This window comes from Kitasatospora sp. NPDC058063 (genome assembly GCF_042885395.1).
GTDB classification, from domain to species: Bacteria; Actinomycetota; Actinomycetes; order Streptomycetales; family Streptomycetaceae; genus Kitasatospora; species Kitasatospora lactacystinica.
On sequence record NZ_JBHVSD010000016.1, the window covers coordinates 1 to 18,726 of the forward strand.

Consider the following 18,726-nt stretch of genomic DNA (forward strand, 5'->3'; position numbering starts at 1 on the left):
GACGCGGCGGGAAGCCGTCCACCGGCGGGACAGGAGCCGGTGTGGCTGGCGACGAATGCCAAGTTGCCAGACCGGATCGGCCCCCGCCAAGACCCTCTCGCTACGATCCGCCGTCGTAGCCGCGCGCCCGGCTCCGATTCCAAGGAACCGCCGCCCCGCACGCCCCGACCCCTCCCGGCCTGCACGAACACCGTTCCCCTCACGGCAAAAAGCAGGCAAAACGGACACTGCTAGCCGTCGTCGTTCATCGCATCCGTGTGTGAGCGCCCTCACCGGCCGGGATCCGGCGGCATCGCTGACGGACCCACCACCGTCACACCGGGTCACCACCGACCGGCCGCCACTGAGACCCCCGCCACACCCCGCAGACACGGGCGGCCGACCGGCGAAGGCCGGAGCGGTCGCCATGGCCTCACCGACCACGGGATCGCCGACCGCCTGTACGTCTCCCTCGGGACGGTCAAGACGCACCTTGCCGCCGCACAGCTGAAACTCGACGTTCGCGACCGCGTCGAAGTCGCCGCCCGGGCCGGGACCCGCCGGGTCAGGCCCAGGTGCGGGCCGCGGCCAGCAGGCGCTCGCGGACCAGGGCCACGTGCGGGTTGGCCGAGCCGGCCGGGCGGCGGACCAGGTACGCGGTGTTGATCGGCGGATCGGCCGGCTCGTGGAGCAACCGCAGGGCGCCGGAAGCGAGTTCGGCCCGGCACAGGTAGCCGGGCAGTACGCTCCAGCCCGCGCCCGCGGTCACCGCCGCGAGCACCGCCCGCAGGTCCGGCACGGTGACCGCGGCCCGGGCGTGCAGTCGCCGGTCGAAGACGTGCCGCCAGTAGCGGCGGGCGATCGGCAGGTCCTCGGCGTAGCTGAGCAGCGGGACCTCGGCCAGCGCGCCGGGCAGCTCCCGGCCGGCCAGCCGCTCGGCCCAGAGCGGGGCCGCGACCAGGACGAACTCCTCGTCGGCGAGCGGTTCGGCGAGCAGCGTCCGGCCGGGCGGCCGCCGGGTGGCGACCACCAGGTCGTGCTGCCCGGCCCGCAGTTCCGCCAGCAGGGGGTCGGTCAGCCCGCTGGTGACCCGCAGCTGGATGCCCTCCGCGACGAGCGGGGCCAGCTCCGCCAGCAGGACGGTGCCGAGGAACTCGGCCGGCCCGGCGAGGTGGACCGGCTCCGGCGCGCCGCCACCGCGCCCGTCGGCGAGGCCCGCGAGCCGGTCCAGCGGCCCGGCCAGCCGGGTGGCGAGGTCGTCGGCGTACGGCAGCGGGCTGACCCCGCGCGCCCGGCGCTCGAACAGTTCCCGGCCGAGCCGCTGCTCCAGCGCCCGGATCTGCGCGGTCACCGTGGACTGGGACAGGCCCAGCAGATGCGCGGCCGCGGTGAAGGAGCCCGCCCGGTGCACGGCGAGGAAGGTCCGCAGCTGGTTGAGGTCCAGCGGGCCGGAGCCGGTGGTCGGCCGATCGCTCATGCCGGCGAGCCTACGGGATTCCGATGGCCGGCCGGCGGGCTCGACGGTCCGGGTGAGGTATCGGAATTCCGATGCCCGGTATCGCGTGGCCCATTGGTTCCCGCAGGCAGGGCGCGTCTAGCGTCGACGGCGTGAGCGCCGCGGCGGACCGTCGCGGCGAGGACCGCGGCACCCCTGGAGGCACACCCCATGGCCGACATCCTGTTCGTCGTGACCGGCTCGAAGGTCTGGACGCTGAACGACGGCACCGAGCATCCGACCGGCTTCTGGGCGGAGGAGGCGGTCGTCCCGTACCGCGCCTTCACCGGGGCGGGCCACCGGGTCGCGGTCGCCACCCCGGGCGGCGTCGTCCCGGTCGCGGACCGGGCCAGCCTGACCGACCCCGAGCTGGCCGAGGAACTGGCGAAGATCGCCGAGTTCCGGCAGCCGCTGGTGCTGGCCGAGGTCGACCCGGCCGACTACGACGTCGTGTTCTACCCCGGCGGCCACGGCCCGATGGAGGACCTGGCGGTCGACGCCGACTCCGGTCGGCTGCTCACGCGGGCGCTCGCCTCGGGACGCCCGCTGGGCGTGGTCTGCCACGGCCCGGCCGCGCTGCTCGCGGCACGGACCGAGGACGGCGGTTCGCCGTTCGCCGGGTACCGGGTGACCGGCTTCACCAACGCCGAGGAGGTCCAGGCCGGCCTGGCCGACCGGGCGCCGTGGCTGCTCCAGGACCGGCTGGTCGCGCTGGGCGTGGACTTCGAGGAGGGCGAGCCCTGGGCGCCGCACGCGGTGGTCGACCGCAACCTGGTGACCGGCCAGAACCCGGCCTCCTCGGCCCTGGTGGCCGCCGGGCTGCTGAAGCTGCTGGCGGACTCGGCGAAGTAGCGGCCGGGGCGGGGCCCGGTGCGGTGGTGCTGCGGCGCGGCGTCCGGCGCCGCCGGGCGGGCTCCTGCCGTGCCGGGCCGCCGTCAGCGGAGGTCGTAGGCGGTGAGCGGGTGGCCCGCCCAGATCCGGTGCGTGGCCTGTTCCGGGTAGCGGACGGTCTGCGAGCGGGCGTCCAGGACCCGGGTGAGCTGCCCGTCCGGTTCGAAGGCGGGCCACCCCGGGTCGCCGGTGGTGGCGAACCGGACCCAGGCCCGCCGCAGTTCCGCCGAGACCCGGACCGTCTCCGGCGGGGGCCGGTCGCCGAGGGACTGCCGTGCCAGCGGGCTGTCCAGGCTGCCGAAGGCGAGCGGCACGTCCAGGCCGTGGCAGGCGCCGAAGGCGCCGTCGAGAGCGGGCGCGGGCAGGGCGAGCTCGAAGAGGTACGAGGTGCCGCCGGCGGCCGCGTTGGCCTCGGCCAGTCGGACGGACGGCACCCGGAACAGGGCGTCGGAGCCGACGGTTTCCAGGAGTTCGGAGGGCGTCGCCCCCGGGAGGGCGGCCCGGTAGGCGTCCGGGCCGCCCGGCGGCGGGGCGAACAGCTCCAGCATCAGCCGGGCCTCCTCCTCGGTGAAGCTGCCGTGCCGGCCGCTGAGCACGCTGAACAGCCGGAACTCGTCCCGGGTGTGACCGGCCAGCAGGTCCACGCCGGCGGTGAGCGCCGACCAGGGAGAGCCCGGCAGGACCTCGCCGTCGACCACCGGGACGGTGGCGATGCCGCTGTGCGCCAGCCGGCCCCAGCGCGCGAGGTGGGCCGGCAGTGCGGCGCCCAGGTCGGTGACCGCCGAGGCCAGGCGCCAGGGGTGAACCTCGGCCAGCGCGGCGGCGGTGGGGGCCGTGCCGAGCAGCTTCGCGAGTTCGGCGGTGACCTCGGCGGCCAGCGCGGGAGTGCAGTGGTTGCCCGGCACCGAGTGGGCGACGGCCCGCCGGAAGAGGCCGCGGGCCCGGTCCGTCGAGAGCAGGGCGGCGACCGAGCCGGCGCCCGCGGACTGCCCGGCGACGGTCACCCGGGCCGGGTCCCCGCCGAAGCGGGCGATGTTGCGCCGAACCCAGTGCAGGGCGGCGATCTGGTCCAGGAAGGCACGGTTGGCGGGGGCGCCCGCCAGCAGCGCGAAGCCCTCGGCGCCGACCCGGTAGTTGATGCTCACCACGACCAGCCCGGCGGTGGCCAGGGCGGTCGGGTCGTACAGCGGGTCGCCGGCGGTCCCGGAGATGAAACCGCCGCCGTGGATCCAGACCAGCACCGGCAGTCCGGCCGCGCCCGGATCGGGCGTGCAGACGTCGAGTGTCAGCCAGTCGGTGTCCTCGGACGTTCCGGACGCTCCGGACGTCCTGGCGGGCATCGGCCCGGACTGCGGGACGACGGGTCCGAAGGCGGTGGCCTCGCGGATGCCGTCCCAGGACTCGGGCTCGACGGGGGCGGCGAAGCGGAGGGCCCCGACGGGGGGTCGGGCGTAGCGGATGCCGCGGAAGACCGCGAGCTCCCGGCCCCCCGGCCGCGCGTGCTCCTCCTGCTGCTGTTCCTGTCGCTGTTCCTGGCGGTGCCGCGGTGCCCAGCGGCCGCGGACGAGTCCCTCGGTGGTGCGGATGACGGGCTGTTCCGGCATGTGCGCGCTCCTCCCTCGGAGGGCTTCCCACGTTATAGGTCAGCTGTATTATGTCAAGTGTATGGAAAAGGCTCCGCGGTGCGCGGAGCGAGGACGAGGAGCCGCCGCCGATGCCGAAGCAGGTCGACCACCGGGAACGCCGGGAGACGATCGCCCGCGCGCTGTGGCGGGTCGTGGAACGGCGCGGCGCCACCCACCTGACGATGCGCGAGGTCGCGCAGGAAGCCGGCATCTCGCTCGGGCAGCTCCAGCACTACTTCGGCTCCCGGGCGCAGATGCTCTCCTTCGCGATGGATTTCGCCAGTGAGCAGAGCGCGCGGCGGGTCGGCCTGGCGATGGGAGCGCTCGGCGGGCGGCCGCATCCGCGCGACGTGCTGCGGGCGATGCTGGTCGAGCAGCTGCCGCTGCACGCCGACGCGCGGGCGACCAGCCGGATGAGCGCCGCCTACGTGCTGGAGGCGCTGCACGACGAGGAGGTCCACGCTCGGGCGCGCGGCGGCCTGCTCCAGGGGCGGGCGATGGTCGAGCAGGTGCTCCGGCAGGCGATCGCCGACGGGCAGCTGGCGCCCGACCGCGATCCGGTGGTGGAGACGGACCTGCTGCTCGCGCTCACCGGGTTCGCCACGCTGCTGGAGCTGGACGTGGTCGGGCCCGACGCCGTGCTGACGGCCGTGGACCGGCACCTGGACCGGCTGTTCGCGGCGCCGGGAGACGTGGGCGGGGACGTCGACGGCGGGTGACGTGGCAGGCTACCCGGGTACCGCAGCCGCCCGCGACCAGGAGCCCAGCCCATGGACCGACCCGCCACCCTCCGGCCCGCCGCCCCCCGACCCGCCGCCCTCGGGCTCGACGCCACCGCCTCCGGGCACCCGGCGGGCATCCTGGACGCCGCCGAGCGGGCCGAACGCCGGGGCATGGACCGGCTGGTGGTGGCCGAGACCGCGTACGACCCGTTCCTCCAGCTGGCCCGCGCGGCCGACCGGACCGAGTCGATCGAGCTGGCCACCGGCATCGCGGTGGCCTTCGCCCGGACCCCGATGACCCTCGCCTACCAGGCCTGGGGACTGCACGCGGCCTCCGGCGGACGCGCCGTCATCGGGCTGGGCTCGCAGGTCAAGCCGCACATCGAGAAGCGCTTCGGAATGCCCTGGGACCGTCCGGCCGCCCGGATGCACGAGTACGTGCACGCGGTGCGGGCGATCTGGCACAGCTGGCAGACCGGCGAACGGCTGCGCTTCCGGGGCGAGTTCTACACCCACACGGTGATGACGCCGGTGTTCTCCCCGGACCCGGTCCCGTCCGGCGTGCCGCGCATCCTGCTGGCGGGCGTCGGGCCGCTGATGACCCGGACCGCCGGGGCGGTGGCCGACGGCTTCCTGAGCCACCCGTTCTCCTCCACCGCCTACCTGACCGAGCAGGTGCTGCCGGGCCTGACCGAGGAGCGCGCCCGGGCCGAGGCGGAGGGCGCCGCATGGACGGAGCGGCCGTTCGAGATCGTCGGCAGCGTGCTCACCGCCACCGGCCGCACCGAGGAGGAGCTGGCGGCCAACCGGGCCGCCACCCGTGAGCGGCTCGCGTTCTACGCCTCCACGCCGGCCTACCGTCCGGTGCTGGCGCAGCACGGCTGGGAGGGGCTCCAGGAGGAGCTGCACACCCACTCGGTGCGCGGCCGCTGGGCGGAGATGGCCGCGCTGATCGACGACGAGGTGTTCGACGCCTTCGCGGTCTGCGGTCCGGTCGAGGAGGTCGCCCGGGAGATCCACCGCCGGTACGCGGGTCTGGTCACCCGGCTGTCCGTCAGCCTGCCCGAGGACGCCGACCCGGAGCTCGGCCTGGACGTCCTGGCGGCCGTACGGGCGCTGGGCCGACCGGAAGCGGACGCCGGATGATCGTGACACGCGGCCGACCGGACAAGGGATGACGAAGTCCGGGCAGATTCGTGCAACGCGTTTCCGGTGGTGAGGAGGCGCGGCATGATCGCGGTGGCAGGCCGGGTCGTCCGGTGGACGGGTCGCCCTGGCCTGCCGCGTTGTGGGGCCTGTCGCGCCGTACGGACCGTTGCGCCGTCCGGCCTGTCATGCCTCGGCCACCCGTTGCCGACCATGGGGGTGCCCGCGTGCCCGTGTCCGACGACCACCCGGCCGACTACGACCTGGCGGAGTGCTGGGACCCCGTCGCGAACCAGTACGTCGACGCCCTGGCCGACCTGGACGAGTTCCTGCGCGTCTGCGCCGAGCTGACCGGATTCGACGTCCCCGAACTGCGCTCCACCGGCATGGCGGACGAGCACCACCGCACCACGCTGGCCCACCAGGTGCGCGACGAGCACGCCCTGGTCCACCTCTGGTACGTCGGCGCCTGGCCCGGCGAGGCACCCTCCTCCGCCCGGGCCCACGACCAGGGACTGGTCTGGCGGACCTTCCACGCCGTCCCGCCCGGCTCCGCCGCCCCCGGCCACGGCAGCTGGGCCGAGGCACCCCGAAGCGCAGTGGCGCCGGACAACGGCGGTGAGCGCCGATGAGCGCCCGCTGGGACGCCGTCGTGGTCGGCGCGGGCTTCGCCGGGACCCTCGTCGCCCACCGCCTCGGTGCGCAGGGCTGGCGGGTCCTCGTCCTGGAAGCCGGACGGGCCGCGCCCACCGGCGCCGAGACCGCCACCGCCCACCGCGCGGCCGGCGGCGGACCGCCCACCTCGCCCTACCCGCACAGCCCCGAGGCCCCGTCACCCGACGTCACCGACCTCGCCGGAAACCCGGACGGCGGCTTCACCGCCACCGGCCACCTCCGCCAGGACGGGCCGCTGCCCTACGCCAGCGGTTACCTGCGGGCCAACGGCGGCACCGGACTGCTCTGGACCGGGCTCACCCCGCGCATGCACCCCGAGGACTTCCGCACCGGAGACCTCGGCCACGGCCGCAACTGGCCGATCGGCTACCACGACCTGGAACCCCACTACCGCGAGGCCGAACGGGAACTCGGCGTCGCCGCCGACACCGAGGAGCAACGCCGCGCCGTCGGACTGCCCATCCCGGACGGCTACGACTTCCCGATGCGAGCCGTTCCGGCGAGCTTCCTCGACCGGCAACTGGCCCGCGCCCTCGACGGACGGACCGTCCGCGACCCCGCCGTGCCAGGCCCCGCCCGGCTCGCCGTCACCGCCACCCCGCACGCCCGCAACGGCGTGCCGACCAGGCCCGGATCCGCCGACGGGCCGCTCTGCGCGGGCAGCGCCAGCTGCGTCCCCGCCTGCCCGACCGGCGCCAAGTACACCCCGCTGCGCACCCAGGCCCGCTGGGCGACCGGGGTCGAACTGCGCACGGAGGCCGTCGTCAGCCGGGTGCTGGCCGACCCGGAGACCGGGCGGGCCGGGGGAGTCGAGTACCTCGCGGGCGGGACGGCCCACCGCGTGGAGGCGGACCTGGTCGTCCTCGCCGCGCACGCGATCGAGAACGCCCGGCTGCTGCTCCTGTCCGGCCTGGCCAACCGCAGCGACCAGGTCGGCCGGAACCTGATGGACCACCCGGCCCTGCTCACCTGGGGGCTGATGCCCCGCCCGGTCGGCCCCTACCGCGGACCCGGCTCCACCAGCGGCCTGGAGGCGTTCCGCTTCGGCCCCGGGCGGGAGCGCCGGGCGCCGTTCCGGATCGAGATCGGCAACTGGGGCTGGTCCTGGGCGGGCGGCGCGCCGGAGGCCGAGGCGGCGGCGCTGCTCGCGGCGGGCCTGCGCGGCAAGGAGCTCCGCGACCGCCTCGGTGACCGGCTGGGCCGTCAGTTCTCGCTCCAGTTCGAGCTGGAGCAGCCCGCAGACCCCGCCAACCGGGTCACCCTCGACCCGGACCGGCGCGACCCGCTCGGTCTGCCGGGCCCGGCCATCCGCTACGACCTCTCGGAGTACGTCCGCGAGGGGATGACCTCCGCCCGGGCCGTCTCCGACCAGCTGTTCGCCCTGCTCGGCGCCGAGGACCACACCGCCTACCCGGCGGCCGGATGGCCGGGACGGCTCGAACACCGGGGAAGCGTCCACGGCTACCGCGGCGCCGGCCACGCCGGAGGCACCCACATCATGGGCGACTCGCCCGCGACCTCGGTGGTCGACCACTGGCAGCGCTGCTGGGAGCACCCCAACCTGTACGCCGTCGGCTGCGGCTCGATGCCCTCCCTGGGCACCTCCAACCCCTCGCTCACCATGGCCGCCCTCGCGCTGCGCAGCGCCGAGCGGATGCACCACGACCTGCTGGAGCTGCACCGCCCGGCGGCCGTGGCACCACCGGCCGCCCCCTGAACCCTCGTACCGCCCCCGCCGTTCCCCCGTCTCTCCTGTCTCTCCCGTCCTCGGAGTCCTCATGACCGGCCTTCCGCTGCCGCCCGTACCGGAGCCGTACCACCTGCCCTTCCACTACGGTGCGCTGCACAACATCGGCGTCGACTACCTGGTCGACCGCGCGCGGGCGCGCGAACTGCTCGCCAAGCGCCACCCCGGGCTGAACGTCGCCGCCTTCGACGGCGGGGCCTGCGTCTCGCTCAACTACCAGCTCTACTTCGCCCAGTATCCGAACGGCGGCGGCATCACCCAGGAGCTGGAGATCAACCTGATCGCCCACCCGCTCTTCGCCGAGGAGCGAATGCCGGTGGTCGACTACGGCCAGTACGCCCGGGGGTACGACCAGACCAAGCTGCTCGGCATCGCCCGGCTGCACGTCCTCTGCGACAACCCGCTCGCCATCGACGCCGGGCGCCGGCTGTACGCCGAGCCCAAGCACCCGGGCTGGTTCGAGACCACCCTGCCCTCCCTCAACGCGCCCGACGTGCGCGAACGCTGGACGGTCTCCTGCCGTCGGGCCGGCCTCGGGCAGGACGGACTGATCCGCCACGACGAGGAACTCCTCGCCCTGGACGTGAACCTGGTCGGCCTCACCCCCGAGTCCGTCAACAACACGCCGATCACCGGCTACGGCACCGACGACGAGGGCACGCTGCTGGCCGGGCCGCTCAACGTCTACCAGCCCTACCGCTACTACGCCCTGGACGACCGCGCCGCCGACCGCGTCCGGCTCGACCTCGGCAACCCTGCGGAGGAGTCGGCCCGCGACCTCGCCCACCTGATCGCCGACGCCCCGGCGGCCGGGGTCTGGACCTACCAGTCCCCGCCGGTCGCCGCCCACAACCGGGCCTACTACATCCGATGACGGCCCCGGCCTTCTCCCCGGCCTTCGCCCCGGGCGGCACCGCCGTGCGACGGGACGTCGCCCACGGCAGGGTCTGGTCGGCCATGCCGTACACCGTGCTCGCGGACGACGGCGCGACCCTGACCCTCACCGCCCGCCCGGGGACGGAGACCCTGGCCCCGGCCGGCTGGACCGCCGCCGCCCGCGCGGGGGACGACGCCGCGCGGCTGGACTGCGTCGAGGACCTCGCCGCCGGCCGGTGGGAACTCGATGACTGGACCTGGCGCGACACGGTGGTGCTCAGCCGCTTCACCGTCGGAGCGCCGTTCAGCGTCCACCGCTTCCTGACGCCCGACGGCCGGCCGCTGTACTGGTACGTCAACTTCGAGCGCCCGTACCGGCGGACGGCCATCGGTCTCGACACCCTCGACCTCTTCCTGGACCTGGTGATCACCCCCGATCTCTCGACGTACAGCTGGAAGGACGAGGACGAGTACGCCCACGCCCGGCGCCTCGGCGTCATCGACGAGGCCACCCATCGGTGGATGGACCGGGCACGGGACCTCGCCCTCGTCCAACTCCTGGACCGTACCGGCCCGTTCGCCCCCGACCCGGCGGTCTGGGAGCTGCCGCCCGCAGGTCCGCTGCCCACCCTCCCGGACACCGCCCTCAGCACCCCCGTCGAAGCGGAATGAAGACTGATCACCCGGCGCCGACCTGCTGGGGTCGCGCCCCTGCGCGAACGACAGCGAGGGGGCGGACAGGACGGTGACGGCGGACACGACGGACGACGTGGAGGCCCTCAAGCACCTGCACGACGGCGGCGACTACCGGCGGCTCGCCGAACGGACCTCGAGCCCCGAGGTCCTGCGCCAACTGGCGATCGGGGAGTTCCCGTTCGTCTGGCATGCGATCGCCCGCAACCCGGCCGCCCCCACCGATCTGCTGGCCGCACTGGCCGGGCGCCGGCAGGTGGTGTGGAACGACAACTGTCTCCTTCAGCTGCTCGCGGCCCACCCCGCCCTCATGGGCGAGGCCTTGGAGGGGCTGGTCGATCTCGTGGGCGACCGCCTGCGGGAGGGCGACCGGCCGTACGCGGCCGTCCTGGAGCTGGCCGGCAGGCCGGAGCTGCCGGCCGAACGGCTGCACCGGCTCGGCCGCCTTCCGGGGGCCTCGGCCAGGCTGCGCCGGGGGATCAGCCGGGTGCTGGCGGAGCGTCCGGACCGGTGAGTGCGGCCGGGACCGGGCCGGGTGCGGCGGCGGTGGGAGCCCGTGACCAGCGTCCGGCGAGTACGGTGCCGACGATCAGCTGGAGCTGGTGGTAGAGCATCAACGGCAGTACCAGCAGGCCGGCTTGCGCGCCGAACAGGACGGTGGCCATCGGCAGGCCGTTGGCCAGGCTCTTCTGCGAACCGCAGAGCACTGCCGCGATGGTGGCCGACCGGTCGAGCCCCAGCAGCCGCGCGCCGAGCCCGGTGGCCGCGAGGGCGGCGGCGAGCAGGGCGAGCAGCACCGCGAGCAGCCCGAGCAGCGCGAGGGGAGTGGCCAGGCCCCAGATGCCCTGGGACACCGCCGCGCTGAACGCCGTGTAGACGACCAGCAGGATCGAGCCGCGATCCACCGGGGTGAGCACCCGTTTGTGCCGGGACAGCGGACCGCCGAGCCACGGCCGCAGCAACTGCCCGAGCAGGAACGGCGCGAGCAACTGCAGCCCGATCCGCAGCAGTCCGTCGGCGGACAGCGCGGTGTGCGATCCCAGCAGCCAGGCCGCCAGCAGGGGCGTGAGCACCAGCCCCGCCAGGCTGGAGTAGGTGCCCGCGCAGATCGCCGCCGGAACGTTGCCCCCGGCGGCGCCGGTGAGCGCCACCGAGGACTGCACCGTGGAGGGCACCAGACAGAGGAACAGCACCCCGGTGTGCAGCTGCCCGGTCAGTGGGACGGGCGTGAGCAGTGCGGTGGCCACGCCGAGCAGGGGGAAGAGGACGAAGGTGGCGGCCAGTACCAGCCCGTGCAGCCGCAGGTGCCGCAGCCCGGCCAGCGTCTCGCGGGTGGAGAGCCTGGCACCGTAGAGGAGGAACAGCAGCGCCACCGCGAGGTCGCAGGCCACCCCGGCGACTCGTGCCGAGGTGCCGGAGGCCGGGAACAGCGCGGCCAGTCCGACGGTGCCGGCCAGCGCCGCCATGTACGGGTCCAGCCAGCGCGGCAGCAGCCTGCGGGAGCGGGGCCCGGGGGCGCGTTGCGGCTGGGTCCGTTCCCCGGGTGCCTGGTCCCGGCGCCCCCGGGCCGCGCGCCCCGGTTCGTGTCCTTGCGCTGTGTGCTCCCCGGCCATGCGCGCCCGGAGCCCTGGTGGCTGCTCCGGGCGCGCCGGACGGTCGGTCACGGGCCGCCTTCCGCCATCGGGCGGACCGAGGGCCTGGAGGAGGAACCGGGCCCGAGCAGTCCGCCGACCAACGAGCCGGCGCCGTCGTGGTCGCTGCCCGCCGAGCCGCTGCCGTTCTGGAGGTTGGCCGTCCGGTCGATCTCCAGCCAGGAGTCCGCGTTCGAGTTGTCCACGACCGTGATCAGCCCGCCGCCGGCCGTCGCGGGCGACGCGGCTCCCGCGAGCAGGGCGCAGGCTCCGGCCAGCCCCAGCACGGTGGCCCGCAGGGCGGTGGTCGGCAGGGCAGTGGCCGGCGAGGGCGGGGCGGCCCCGCGCAGCCCGGTCCTCATGCCGTCACCGCCATCAGCCCGCTGGGGCGCGAGATGTTCCGCTCCAGCAGCTCGGTGGACTCCCGCACGCCGACCTGCTCGCGCCCCCCGGCCGGGGCCGGCAGCCGCCCGTCGGCGCTCTTCAGCCCGGCCAGCGCCTCGTCCATCGCCCGGTGCGCGGCGAACAGGCACGGCGTGCTGTAGATGGCCACGTCCACGCCCAGCTCCGACAGCTCCGAGAGCGACAGCCGGGGCGACTTCCCGCCCGCGATCTGGTTGAACAGCAGGGGCTTGTCGCCGACCACCTGGCGGATCCGGCGGATCCACTCCTCGCTGCGCACACCGTCCACCAGCACCACGTCGGCGTCGGTGGCGGCGAGCGCCCGGGCCCGGCGCAGGATGTCGTCCTCCTCGGTGGCGTCGGTGCGGGCGACCACCACCAGGTCCGTCCGGTTGGCGAGGACGAGCTCCAGCTTCTCCAGGTACTCCTCCAGCGGCAGCACCAGCTTGCCGTCCGCGTGCCCGCAGCGGCGCGGCCGCTTCTGGTCCTCCAGGATCACGCCCGACGCGCCGATCCGTTCGAGCCTGCGCACGACGTGGCAGGCCACCTCCGGATCGACGTACCCGTCGTCGATGTCGACCAGCAGGTGGTGCCGGGGGAAGGCCCCGCGCAGCCGCTCGACGAAACCCACCATGTCGGGCCAGGCGATGAAACCGATGTCGGGCAGCCCGTAGTAGGAGGCCGCGAAGCCGAAGCCGGAGACGAACATGCCGTCGTAGTGCTCGGCCGCGATGGAGGCCGAGTACATGTCGTGGACGCCGATCAGGGGCGTCGTCCCCGGGCCCGCGATCTCCGCGCGAAGCCGCTGCCCGGGGCTGTCCGATGCCGTGTTTCCGTAGTACAAGGCCTACTCCTTGCTAGGGATGACTTTGCCTGAACTTGGTTTTCATCAGACCGAACTGAGGTGTCATCACTATGCGCCCTTTAATGTTCCGTGGGCAAATCTTTAAGAGAGGTTCCCTCATTAGAGTGAATGCAGGCGGACAATAGGAACGCCCGCAAATATGCTGATCCGACAAAGAAGTCGGCGCGTCGGCACGATGGAGGACGGCCGGGGTGACGTCACGGCCGTCGAGAAGGCGGAGAAGGCGGAGACCTGGAAAGCGCGGAAGGCGTGGAAGGCGTGGAAAGCCGCCGGGGCCCGCCGTGGGGGCGGGCCCCGGTGAGGGGTCGGGCGCTCAGGCGCTCGGGACCGGGGGGACGGCTCGGCGTTCGCGCAGCGTCCGGAGCATCCGGCGGGTGGCCTTGGTCGCGACCGGGGGCAGGAGTTCGAGGGCGAGCCGGCGCGGCGTGGACCGCTGGACCGGGGCCTTGACCTGGTAGTTGAGGCGCAGCACCTTGGCGTCGGCGATGGTGTCCTCGTCGACGGTGTACCCCTCGGCCCACCAGTCGCGCTCCTTCAGGACCGCCTGGACGGCCGCCGCGTCTCCCCAGGTGCCGTAGAACTTCATCGGGGTGAGCAGGACCGGCCGCAGTCCGCCGGTGAAGACCGCCTCCCAGACCGCGGCGGAGACGCCCGGGGTGTGCTCGGAGCGGTAGTCGTCCAGGGCGACCACGCCGTTCTCGGCGAGCGCGGCTCGGGCCACGGCGATGTCCCCGGCGACGTGCTCGTAGAGGTGGGAGGCGTCGACGTGGACGAAGCGGCAGCTGTGCGCCCGGACGCGGCCGTCGGCCAGCGCCGAGGTCGGGGCCTGCACTATCTCGGGCAGTTTGCCGTGGAAGGCGAGGTAATTGGCCTCGAAGGCGCTGCGGGTGAGGGTCCTGCGGTAGGACATGTTCATCTCGGCGGCGTTCTCGGCGTCGCCCGCCTCGGAGTCGAACAGGTCGCAGACCGTCAGCCGCTCGCCCGGCCGCAGGTGGTCGCCGAGCAGGACGGCGCTGCGGCCGAGGTAGCTGCCGAGCTCCAGGACGTCGCCGGTGACGCCGGCCGCGCTCTGGGCGGACAGCAGGTGGCTGAAGGCGGCCCGGTCGAGGCTGAAGAACCAGCCGGGAATGTCGTCCCGCTTCAGCGGCGCGGAGTGGACTGCGGCCTCGACCGCGGTCTCGGAATCGGGCACGGCGGCCTCCAGGGGGACGGCGGGGCGCGGTGGCGGATCACGCCCGCGGAGGGGGACGCCGAGGACGTGAGGCGGATCATCATAGCGACGCCGGGGCCGGGGGGAACCCGGTGCGGAACGGCCTGAATTCGGATTTTCGCTCCGCTGTTCGGCAGGGGCGTGCGCCTTCGGTTCCGCTCTGGATTCGCCTGGTCGGCCTAGCGTTCCGAGGACTGCGGCTCCGTCGGTGAGCCGGGGGCTTCCGAGGGCTCCGACCCGGCCGTCCGATCCAGCTCCGCGACGGTCTCGGACAGCCAGGCCCGCTCGGCCGCGGTGGAGGCCCGGGCGACGAGCAGCATCCCGCGGCGGAAGGGGTTCGGCTCGCGCTCGGCGGTCACCGGCTGCCCCGTCCCGTCGTAGAAGAAGCTGCTCGGAGCGTCCAGGAAGGCCAGCCGGCGGCGGAGCACGGCGGCTTGCCGGGGCGGGTCGGCGAGATGGTGCAGGAACGTGGTGACGGTGAAGAAGCGGATCTGGTCGGTGATCTCGGCCTGCTCCGGGTCGGCCAGTCGGCGCAGCAGTTCGGCCCGCCCCTGCGCCGTCAGCTCCAGCGTCTGCCGCGGTGCGGCGCCGCTGCCCGGTTCGGTGCGGCGGTGCAGCAGTCCGGCCTTCTCCAGCCGGGCGATGGCGGGGTAGAGCGCGCCGTCGCTCACCGGTCGGACATGACCGGTCAGTCCGGTGATCCGGGACTTGAGCTCGTAGCCGTGAAGCGGCTGGTCGTACAGGAAGCCGAGGATCGCGAGCGTCAACACGGCTGGAGCCCTTCGGTCGGAGTGCGCCCTGCGGAGTCGTCATATTACCTCTTGTCGATGTGCCTCGAAACGATGTATCTCTATTCGAGGCAGGTCGAGAGGGCCGCAGCCGATCGAGGAGAGCCGAGGCGGGCCAGTGCCGCGCCGGGGCCGGTCCGGTCACGCACGAGCACCACAGGGGAAGGGAGAAGGGCATGCGCGGCCAGTTGCGCCGACTCACGGCATTGGCGGTACCCGTCTACGCGGAGCTGCTGTCCGGGGTGATCGCCTCGGTGATCGGGGCCCTCTGGGTGGCCGGTCTCGGCGGGGCCGCGGTCGCCGCCGTCACCCTGGCCGGCACCGTCGAGAACCTGCTGCTCGGTCTGGTCCTGGTGGTCGCCTCCGGCACCAGCGTCAGGCTCTCCCACGCCCTCGGTGCGGGCGACCACGCCGAAGCCGCCCGGACCACCCGCGCGGCCTGGCGGCTCTGTGCCGCCGTCAGCGCGGCGCTCGCCGTCCCCGGCTTCCTGCTGCGCGACCGGCTGGCAGGCGCCTTCCTGGACGGCGAAGCCGCCGAACAGGCCGCCGGTTACCTCGCCGTCGCGTTCCCGGCCTTCGCGCTCTTCGTCGGCCAGCGCGTCGCCGACGAGCTGTTCAAGGGCGCGGGCGACACCCGCACCCCGATGCGGATCGCCCTGCTCTCCAACGCGCTGCTGCTCCTCCTCGACCCCCTGCTGATCCTCGGCCCGGGGCCGCTGCCCGCCCTCGGCGTGCCGGGCGCCGCCCTGGCCCTGGTCCTCTCCCGGGCGATCGCCCTCGCCGTCACCCTGCGCGTGCGGCGACTGCGGCAGCCGGTACGACACACGGAGTCGCAGCCGGGGCGGCACGCGGAACCGCAGCCGGTGCGACGCACAGAGCCGCGGCCGCAGGACCCCGGCGGCACCGGGGGAGCGGGTGCGGCGGCGGTACGGATCCTGCGCGCGGGCGCACCGTTCGGTCTGGACTTCACCGCCCGGATGGCCGTCGGAACCGCCCAACTCGGCCTGGTCGCGGGCTTCGGCGTCGCGGCGGTGGCCGGCTACGGCCTCGGCTACCGCGTCCTGCTCGTCGTCACCATGGCCTTCTACGCGCTGCGCCAGGCCGCCGCGATCGAGGCGGCACGGCTGACCGGCGCGGGAGAGGGCGCCGCGCTGCACACCCTGCGCCGCGCCACCGGACGCCTCGCCGCGCTGCTCGGCGGGGTGGCGGCGGTGCTTGCCGTCACGCTCGCGGTGCCGCTGACCGCACTCTTCACCGAGGACCGGGCGGTGGCCGCGCAGTCCGTCGGCTTCCTGCGCTCGGCGGCCCTCTACCTGCTGCCGTACGCGCTGGTGGTGGCGGTCGGCGGAGTGCACCAGGCGGCGGGCGCCGGGCGCCCGATGGTGGTCTCCGTCCTGCTCGGTCTCGGGGCCCAACTCGCCGCCTCGGCGGCCCTGTCCGGGCCGCTGGGGGTGTCGGGGGTGTGGCTCGGGCCGGCGGTGGGCGCGGCCGTGCAGCTCACGCTGCTCGCCGCACTGACACGGTCGCGGAGTCCGCGCGAGGCCGCAGCGGGCGTGTGCCGGAGTGGGGGCCACGGCACTCACCCCGGACGGTCGGCCGATCCCGCCCCCACACGCCGATGAACGCGCCATGCCGGAGAGCTGGTTGGACTTCCAGCGGGCCACGCTCGCCCGCAAGGTCGACGGGCTCGACGACCGGCAGGCGCGGCTGGCGTCCGTCCCGCCGTCCACGATGACCCTGCTGGGGCTGGTTCAGCATGTCGCCGAGGTCGAACGCAACTGGTACCAGCGGGTGTTCGCCGGGCAGGACGTCCCGCCGGTGTACGGCGCGGACAACGCCGACGGCTATGGTCCGGACCCGGTGCGCGGGATGGCCGAGGCGCTGGTGGACTGGAGCTCCGGCCGCGCGCCCGACGCCGGATCGGCGGCCCGATCGGCGGCCCCACCGGCCGTCGGTCCAGCCGCCCGTCCGGGCAGCCGCGCGGCGAGCAGTGTTCCCGCGCCGGCCACCGCCGCCATGGTCAGCGCGGACGGCGCGAGCGCCGCGCCGGGGTCCGTGCGGCCGGCGGCGGTGGTGGCCAGGGCGATGCCCAGGGCCGGGCCGATGTTCAGGACGGTCTGCTGCAGGCCGCCCGCGACCCCGGCCCGGGCGGCGGACGCACCCCGGACCACCATCGTGGTGGCGGTGGCCATCACCGCACCGAAGCCGGTGCCGAGCAGTGCGAAGCAGCCGCCGATCGCGAGCGTCCCGGAACCGGTGCCGAGCCCCGCGGTGAGCAGTGCCCCCGCGGTGATCAGTGCCATCCCCGGCAGCACCACCGCCCGTTCGCCGTGACGCTTCGCCAGCCGGGCGGAACCGGGCGCCGCGAGGATCATCGCCACCGCGAGCGGCACCGCTCGCAGGGCGCTCTGCAGGGGGTCGAGCCCGAGCACGTCCTGGAGGTAGTAGGCGGCCCGGAAGAGTGCGCCCTGGAGGGCGGCGGAGGCGGCGAGCAGGACGACGAGCGGCGGCGCGACGGCCGTGGAGCGGAACAGCGCGGGCGGCAGCAGGGGATCGGCGGTCCGGCGTTCGTGCCGGACCAGGAGGAGGGCGAGGGCTCCGGCCGCGGCGAGGCAGAGCAGTGGGACGGCCGGCCGGCCGGTGTCCGGCAGCGTCACCAGGCTCTCCACCAGGAAGGCCAGCGCGAGTGCGAGCAGGGCCGCGCCGGGCAGGTCGAGCCCGCTGCCGTGCCCGCTGCCGTGCCGGCCGTCGAGCCCGCTGCCGCGTCCGGCGGCCGGGGATCGGGTGTCGGGCGATCCGGCCCGGGCCGGCACCGCGAGCGCCGCCAGGAGGGCGGCCGCGGCGGGCAGCAGGCCCAGCAGGAAGACCGACCGCCAGCCGAGGTGCGCGGTCAGCGCCCCGCCGACCAGCGGCCCCGCCGCCGCCGCGAGCCCGATGGCGGCGGTGCGGATGGCGATCGGACCGGCCAGGCGGTCGGCGGGCCAGGCGGTCCGGAGCATGCCCAGGGTGGCCGGTTGCAGCAGCGCGCCGGCCGCGCCCTGCAGGACGCGCAGGGCGACGACCCAGCCGATGCCGGGCGCCACGGCGATCCCGAGCGAGGCGGCGGCGAAGCCGGTCACGCCGAGCGCGAAGACCCGCCGGTGCCCGTACCGGTCGCCGAGGCGGCCGGCGAAGACCAGCAGGGCGGCGACGGTGACCAGGTAGCCGGTGCCGGCCCACTGGACGGCGGCGACGGAGGCGTGCAGGTCGTGCTGGAGGGCCGGCCGGGCGACGGTCAGCGCGGTGCCGTCGACGGCGACCAGGACGGCGCCGGTGATGCTCGCGGCCAGGACGAGCCCCCGGCGGTGCCGCGGGTTCACCGCGCGGCCGGGCCGAGGTGGGCGTCCAGCGTCGCGCGCAGCAGCGGCTCGATGGAATCGTCGCCGGTGATGAGCCGCAGGCTGCCCCAGGTGCGCAGCTGGGCGAGGCCGTGCAGGTTGGACCAGAGGGCGGCGGTGGCGGCGGCCGGATCGTCGGACCGCGGGTGCACCTCGGAGACCAGGCCGACGAAGGTCAGGAAGAGCGGCAGGGTGGTGCGGCGCAGTTCGGCGCCGCTGCCCTCCAGCAGGTCGTGACGGAACATCAGCTCGAACATGCCGGGGTTGGCGGCCGCGAAGCCGAGGTAGGCGCGGGCGAGCGCGTCGAGGCGGGTGCGGGCGTCGGCGCCGGTGGTGGCGGTGAGGGCGTCGGCTCCCGCGAGGGTGTCGGTGAGCCTGCCGAAGCCCTGCTGGGCGATGGCGGCGAGCAGCTCGCGGTGGGTGGGGAAGTAGCGGCGGGGCGCGCCGTGCGAGACCCCGGCGCGGCGGGCGATCTCGCGCAGGCCGAGCGCCTGGACGCCGCCCTCGGCCACCAACTCGACGCCGGCGGCCACCAGTCGGGCCCGTAGGTCCTGTTCCTGTTCGGTCATGAAGACACTGTCTACCAGGTGGTCGTAGACAGTGT

Annotated in this window: 19 protein-coding genes and 1 pseudogene; 11 read left to right on the forward strand and 9 right to left on the reverse strand. The window is 74.8% G+C overall.

The features are described from left to right. Nucleotides 1–255 precede the first annotated feature (255 nt). Entirely contained in the window at nucleotides 256–645 is a 390-nt protein-coding gene (locus ACFVUY_RS25885; RefSeq protein WP_387733656.1) for a helix-turn-helix transcriptional regulator, read from the forward strand. Here ACFVUY_RS25885 and ACFVUY_RS25890 read toward each other — a convergent pair. Then, nucleotides 545–1,456, reverse strand: coding sequence for a LysR family transcriptional regulator (locus ACFVUY_RS25890; RefSeq protein ID WP_387733659.1), 912 nt, complete (start codon nucleotides 1,454–1,456; stop codon nucleotides 545–547). The genes ACFVUY_RS25885 and ACFVUY_RS25890 overlap by 101 nt on opposite strands. A gap of 189 nt (nucleotides 1,457–1,645) precedes the next feature. Here ACFVUY_RS25890 and ACFVUY_RS25895 point away from each other — a divergent pair, with 189 nt between their 5' ends. Beyond that, nucleotides 1,646–2,326 (forward strand): type 1 glutamine amidotransferase domain-containing protein, encoded by a 681-nt coding sequence (locus ACFVUY_RS25895; protein ID WP_387733662.1) that lies wholly within the window; start codon nucleotides 1,646–1,648, stop codon nucleotides 2,324–2,326. An 83-nt stretch (nucleotides 2,327–2,409) separates the two neighbouring features. Here ACFVUY_RS25895 and ACFVUY_RS25900 read toward each other — a convergent pair whose 3' ends face one another. Beyond that, nucleotides 2,410–3,969, reverse strand: coding sequence for a carboxylesterase/lipase family protein (locus tag ACFVUY_RS25900; protein ID WP_387733665.1), 1,560 nt, complete (start codon nucleotides 3,967–3,969; stop codon nucleotides 2,410–2,412). Between the two features lie 110 nt (nucleotides 3,970–4,079). Between ACFVUY_RS25900 and ACFVUY_RS25905 the strand changes: the two genes are divergently transcribed. The 7 genes from ACFVUY_RS25905 to ACFVUY_RS25935 all read left to right on the forward strand — a co-directional run bounded on the left by ACFVUY_RS25905 (nucleotide 4,080) and on the right by ACFVUY_RS25935 (nucleotide 10,363). Continuing rightward, nucleotides 4,080–4,709, forward strand: a complete 630-nt coding sequence (locus ACFVUY_RS25905) for a TetR/AcrR family transcriptional regulator (protein WP_387733668.1) — start codon at nucleotides 4,080–4,082, stop codon at nucleotides 4,707–4,709. A 51-nt stretch (nucleotides 4,710–4,760) separates the two neighbouring features. Further along, a complete protein-coding gene (locus tag ACFVUY_RS25910; protein WP_387733671.1) occupies nucleotides 4,761–5,858 on the forward strand; it encodes a TIGR03617 family F420-dependent LLM class oxidoreductase in 1,098 nt (365 codons plus the stop codon). A 227-nt stretch (nucleotides 5,859–6,085) separates the two neighbouring features. Continuing rightward, complete coding sequence (locus ACFVUY_RS25915; protein ID WP_387692282.1) at nucleotides 6,086–6,490, forward strand: hypothetical protein; 405 nt, start codon at nucleotides 6,086–6,088, stop codon at nucleotides 6,488–6,490. After that, nucleotides 6,487–8,250, forward strand: coding sequence for a GMC family oxidoreductase (locus ACFVUY_RS25920; RefSeq protein WP_387733674.1), 1,764 nt, complete (start codon nucleotides 6,487–6,489; stop codon nucleotides 8,248–8,250). Before ACFVUY_RS25915 ends, ACFVUY_RS25920 begins: the two co-directional genes overlap by 4 nt. A gap of 61 nt (nucleotides 8,251–8,311) precedes the next feature. After that, a complete protein-coding gene (locus ACFVUY_RS25925) occupies nucleotides 8,312–9,154 on the forward strand; it encodes a hypothetical protein (RefSeq protein ID WP_387733677.1) in 843 nt (280 codons plus the stop codon). Further along, nucleotides 9,151–9,828, forward strand: coding sequence for a DUF402 domain-containing protein (locus ACFVUY_RS25930; protein ID WP_387733680.1), 678 nt, complete (start codon nucleotides 9,151–9,153; stop codon nucleotides 9,826–9,828). Before ACFVUY_RS25925 ends, ACFVUY_RS25930 begins: the two co-directional genes overlap by 4 nt. Nucleotides 9,829–9,901: 73 nt before the next feature. Continuing rightward, the gene (locus ACFVUY_RS25935; protein ID WP_387733683.1) at nucleotides 9,902–10,363 is read left to right on the forward strand and encodes a hypothetical protein; all 462 of its coding nucleotides are present in this window, start codon (nucleotides 9,902–9,904) and stop codon (nucleotides 10,361–10,363) included. Here ACFVUY_RS25935 and ACFVUY_RS25940 read toward each other — a convergent pair. From ACFVUY_RS25940 to ACFVUY_RS25960, 5 genes are all read right to left on the reverse strand, one after another. Next, nucleotides 10,329–11,315 carry a bile acid:sodium symporter family protein gene (locus ACFVUY_RS25940; RefSeq protein WP_387733685.1) on the reverse strand — a complete coding sequence of 329 codons (987 nt, stop codon included), beginning with the start codon at nucleotides 11,313–11,315 and terminating at the stop codon, nucleotides 10,329–10,331. The genes ACFVUY_RS25935 and ACFVUY_RS25940 overlap by 35 nt on opposite strands. Before the next feature lie 194 nt (nucleotides 11,316–11,509). Beyond that, nucleotides 11,510–11,842 (reverse strand): hypothetical protein, encoded by a 333-nt coding sequence (locus tag ACFVUY_RS25945; RefSeq protein WP_387692270.1) that lies wholly within the window; start codon nucleotides 11,840–11,842, stop codon nucleotides 11,510–11,512. Then, entirely contained in the window at nucleotides 11,839–12,726 is an 888-nt protein-coding gene (locus tag ACFVUY_RS25950) for an oxaloacetate decarboxylase (protein WP_387692268.1), read from the reverse strand. The genes ACFVUY_RS25945 and ACFVUY_RS25950 overlap by 4 nt, the downstream gene beginning before the upstream one ends. 334 nt (nucleotides 12,727–13,060) lie before the next feature. Further along, nucleotides 13,061–13,939: a class I SAM-dependent methyltransferase gene (locus tag ACFVUY_RS25955; RefSeq protein WP_387733688.1), complete on the reverse strand. Its 879-nt coding sequence runs from the start codon at nucleotides 13,937–13,939 to the stop codon at nucleotides 13,061–13,063. Between the two features lie 197 nt (nucleotides 13,940–14,136). Continuing rightward, a complete protein-coding gene (locus ACFVUY_RS25960) occupies nucleotides 14,137–14,727 on the reverse strand; it encodes a PadR family transcriptional regulator (protein ID WP_387733691.1) in 591 nt (196 codons plus the stop codon). A 194-nt stretch (nucleotides 14,728–14,921) separates the two neighbouring features. Here ACFVUY_RS25960 and ACFVUY_RS25965 point away from each other — a divergent pair, with 194 nt between their 5' ends. Further along, nucleotides 14,922–16,367, forward strand: coding sequence for an MATE family efflux transporter (locus ACFVUY_RS25965; protein ID WP_387733693.1), 1,446 nt, complete (start codon nucleotides 14,922–14,924; stop codon nucleotides 16,365–16,367). Nucleotides 16,368–16,374: 7 nt separating this feature from the next. Beyond that, nucleotides 16,375–16,590: pseudogene (locus tag ACFVUY_RS25970) on the forward strand (DUF664 domain-containing protein); the annotation flags it as partial. Here ACFVUY_RS25970 and ACFVUY_RS25975 read toward each other — a convergent pair. Both ACFVUY_RS25975 and ACFVUY_RS25980 read right to left on the reverse strand, forming a co-directional pair. Next, nucleotides 16,590–18,104: an MFS transporter gene (locus ACFVUY_RS25975; RefSeq protein WP_387733696.1), complete on the reverse strand. Its 1,515-nt coding sequence runs from the start codon at nucleotides 18,102–18,104 to the stop codon at nucleotides 16,590–16,592. The pseudogene ACFVUY_RS25970 and the gene ACFVUY_RS25975 overlap by 1 nt on opposite strands. Next, nucleotides 18,101–18,691 (reverse strand): TetR/AcrR family transcriptional regulator, encoded by a 591-nt coding sequence (locus ACFVUY_RS25980; RefSeq protein WP_359903224.1) that lies wholly within the window; start codon nucleotides 18,689–18,691, stop codon nucleotides 18,101–18,103. The genes ACFVUY_RS25975 and ACFVUY_RS25980 overlap by 4 nt, the downstream gene beginning before the upstream one ends. Nucleotides 18,692–18,726: the final 35 nt, after the last annotated feature.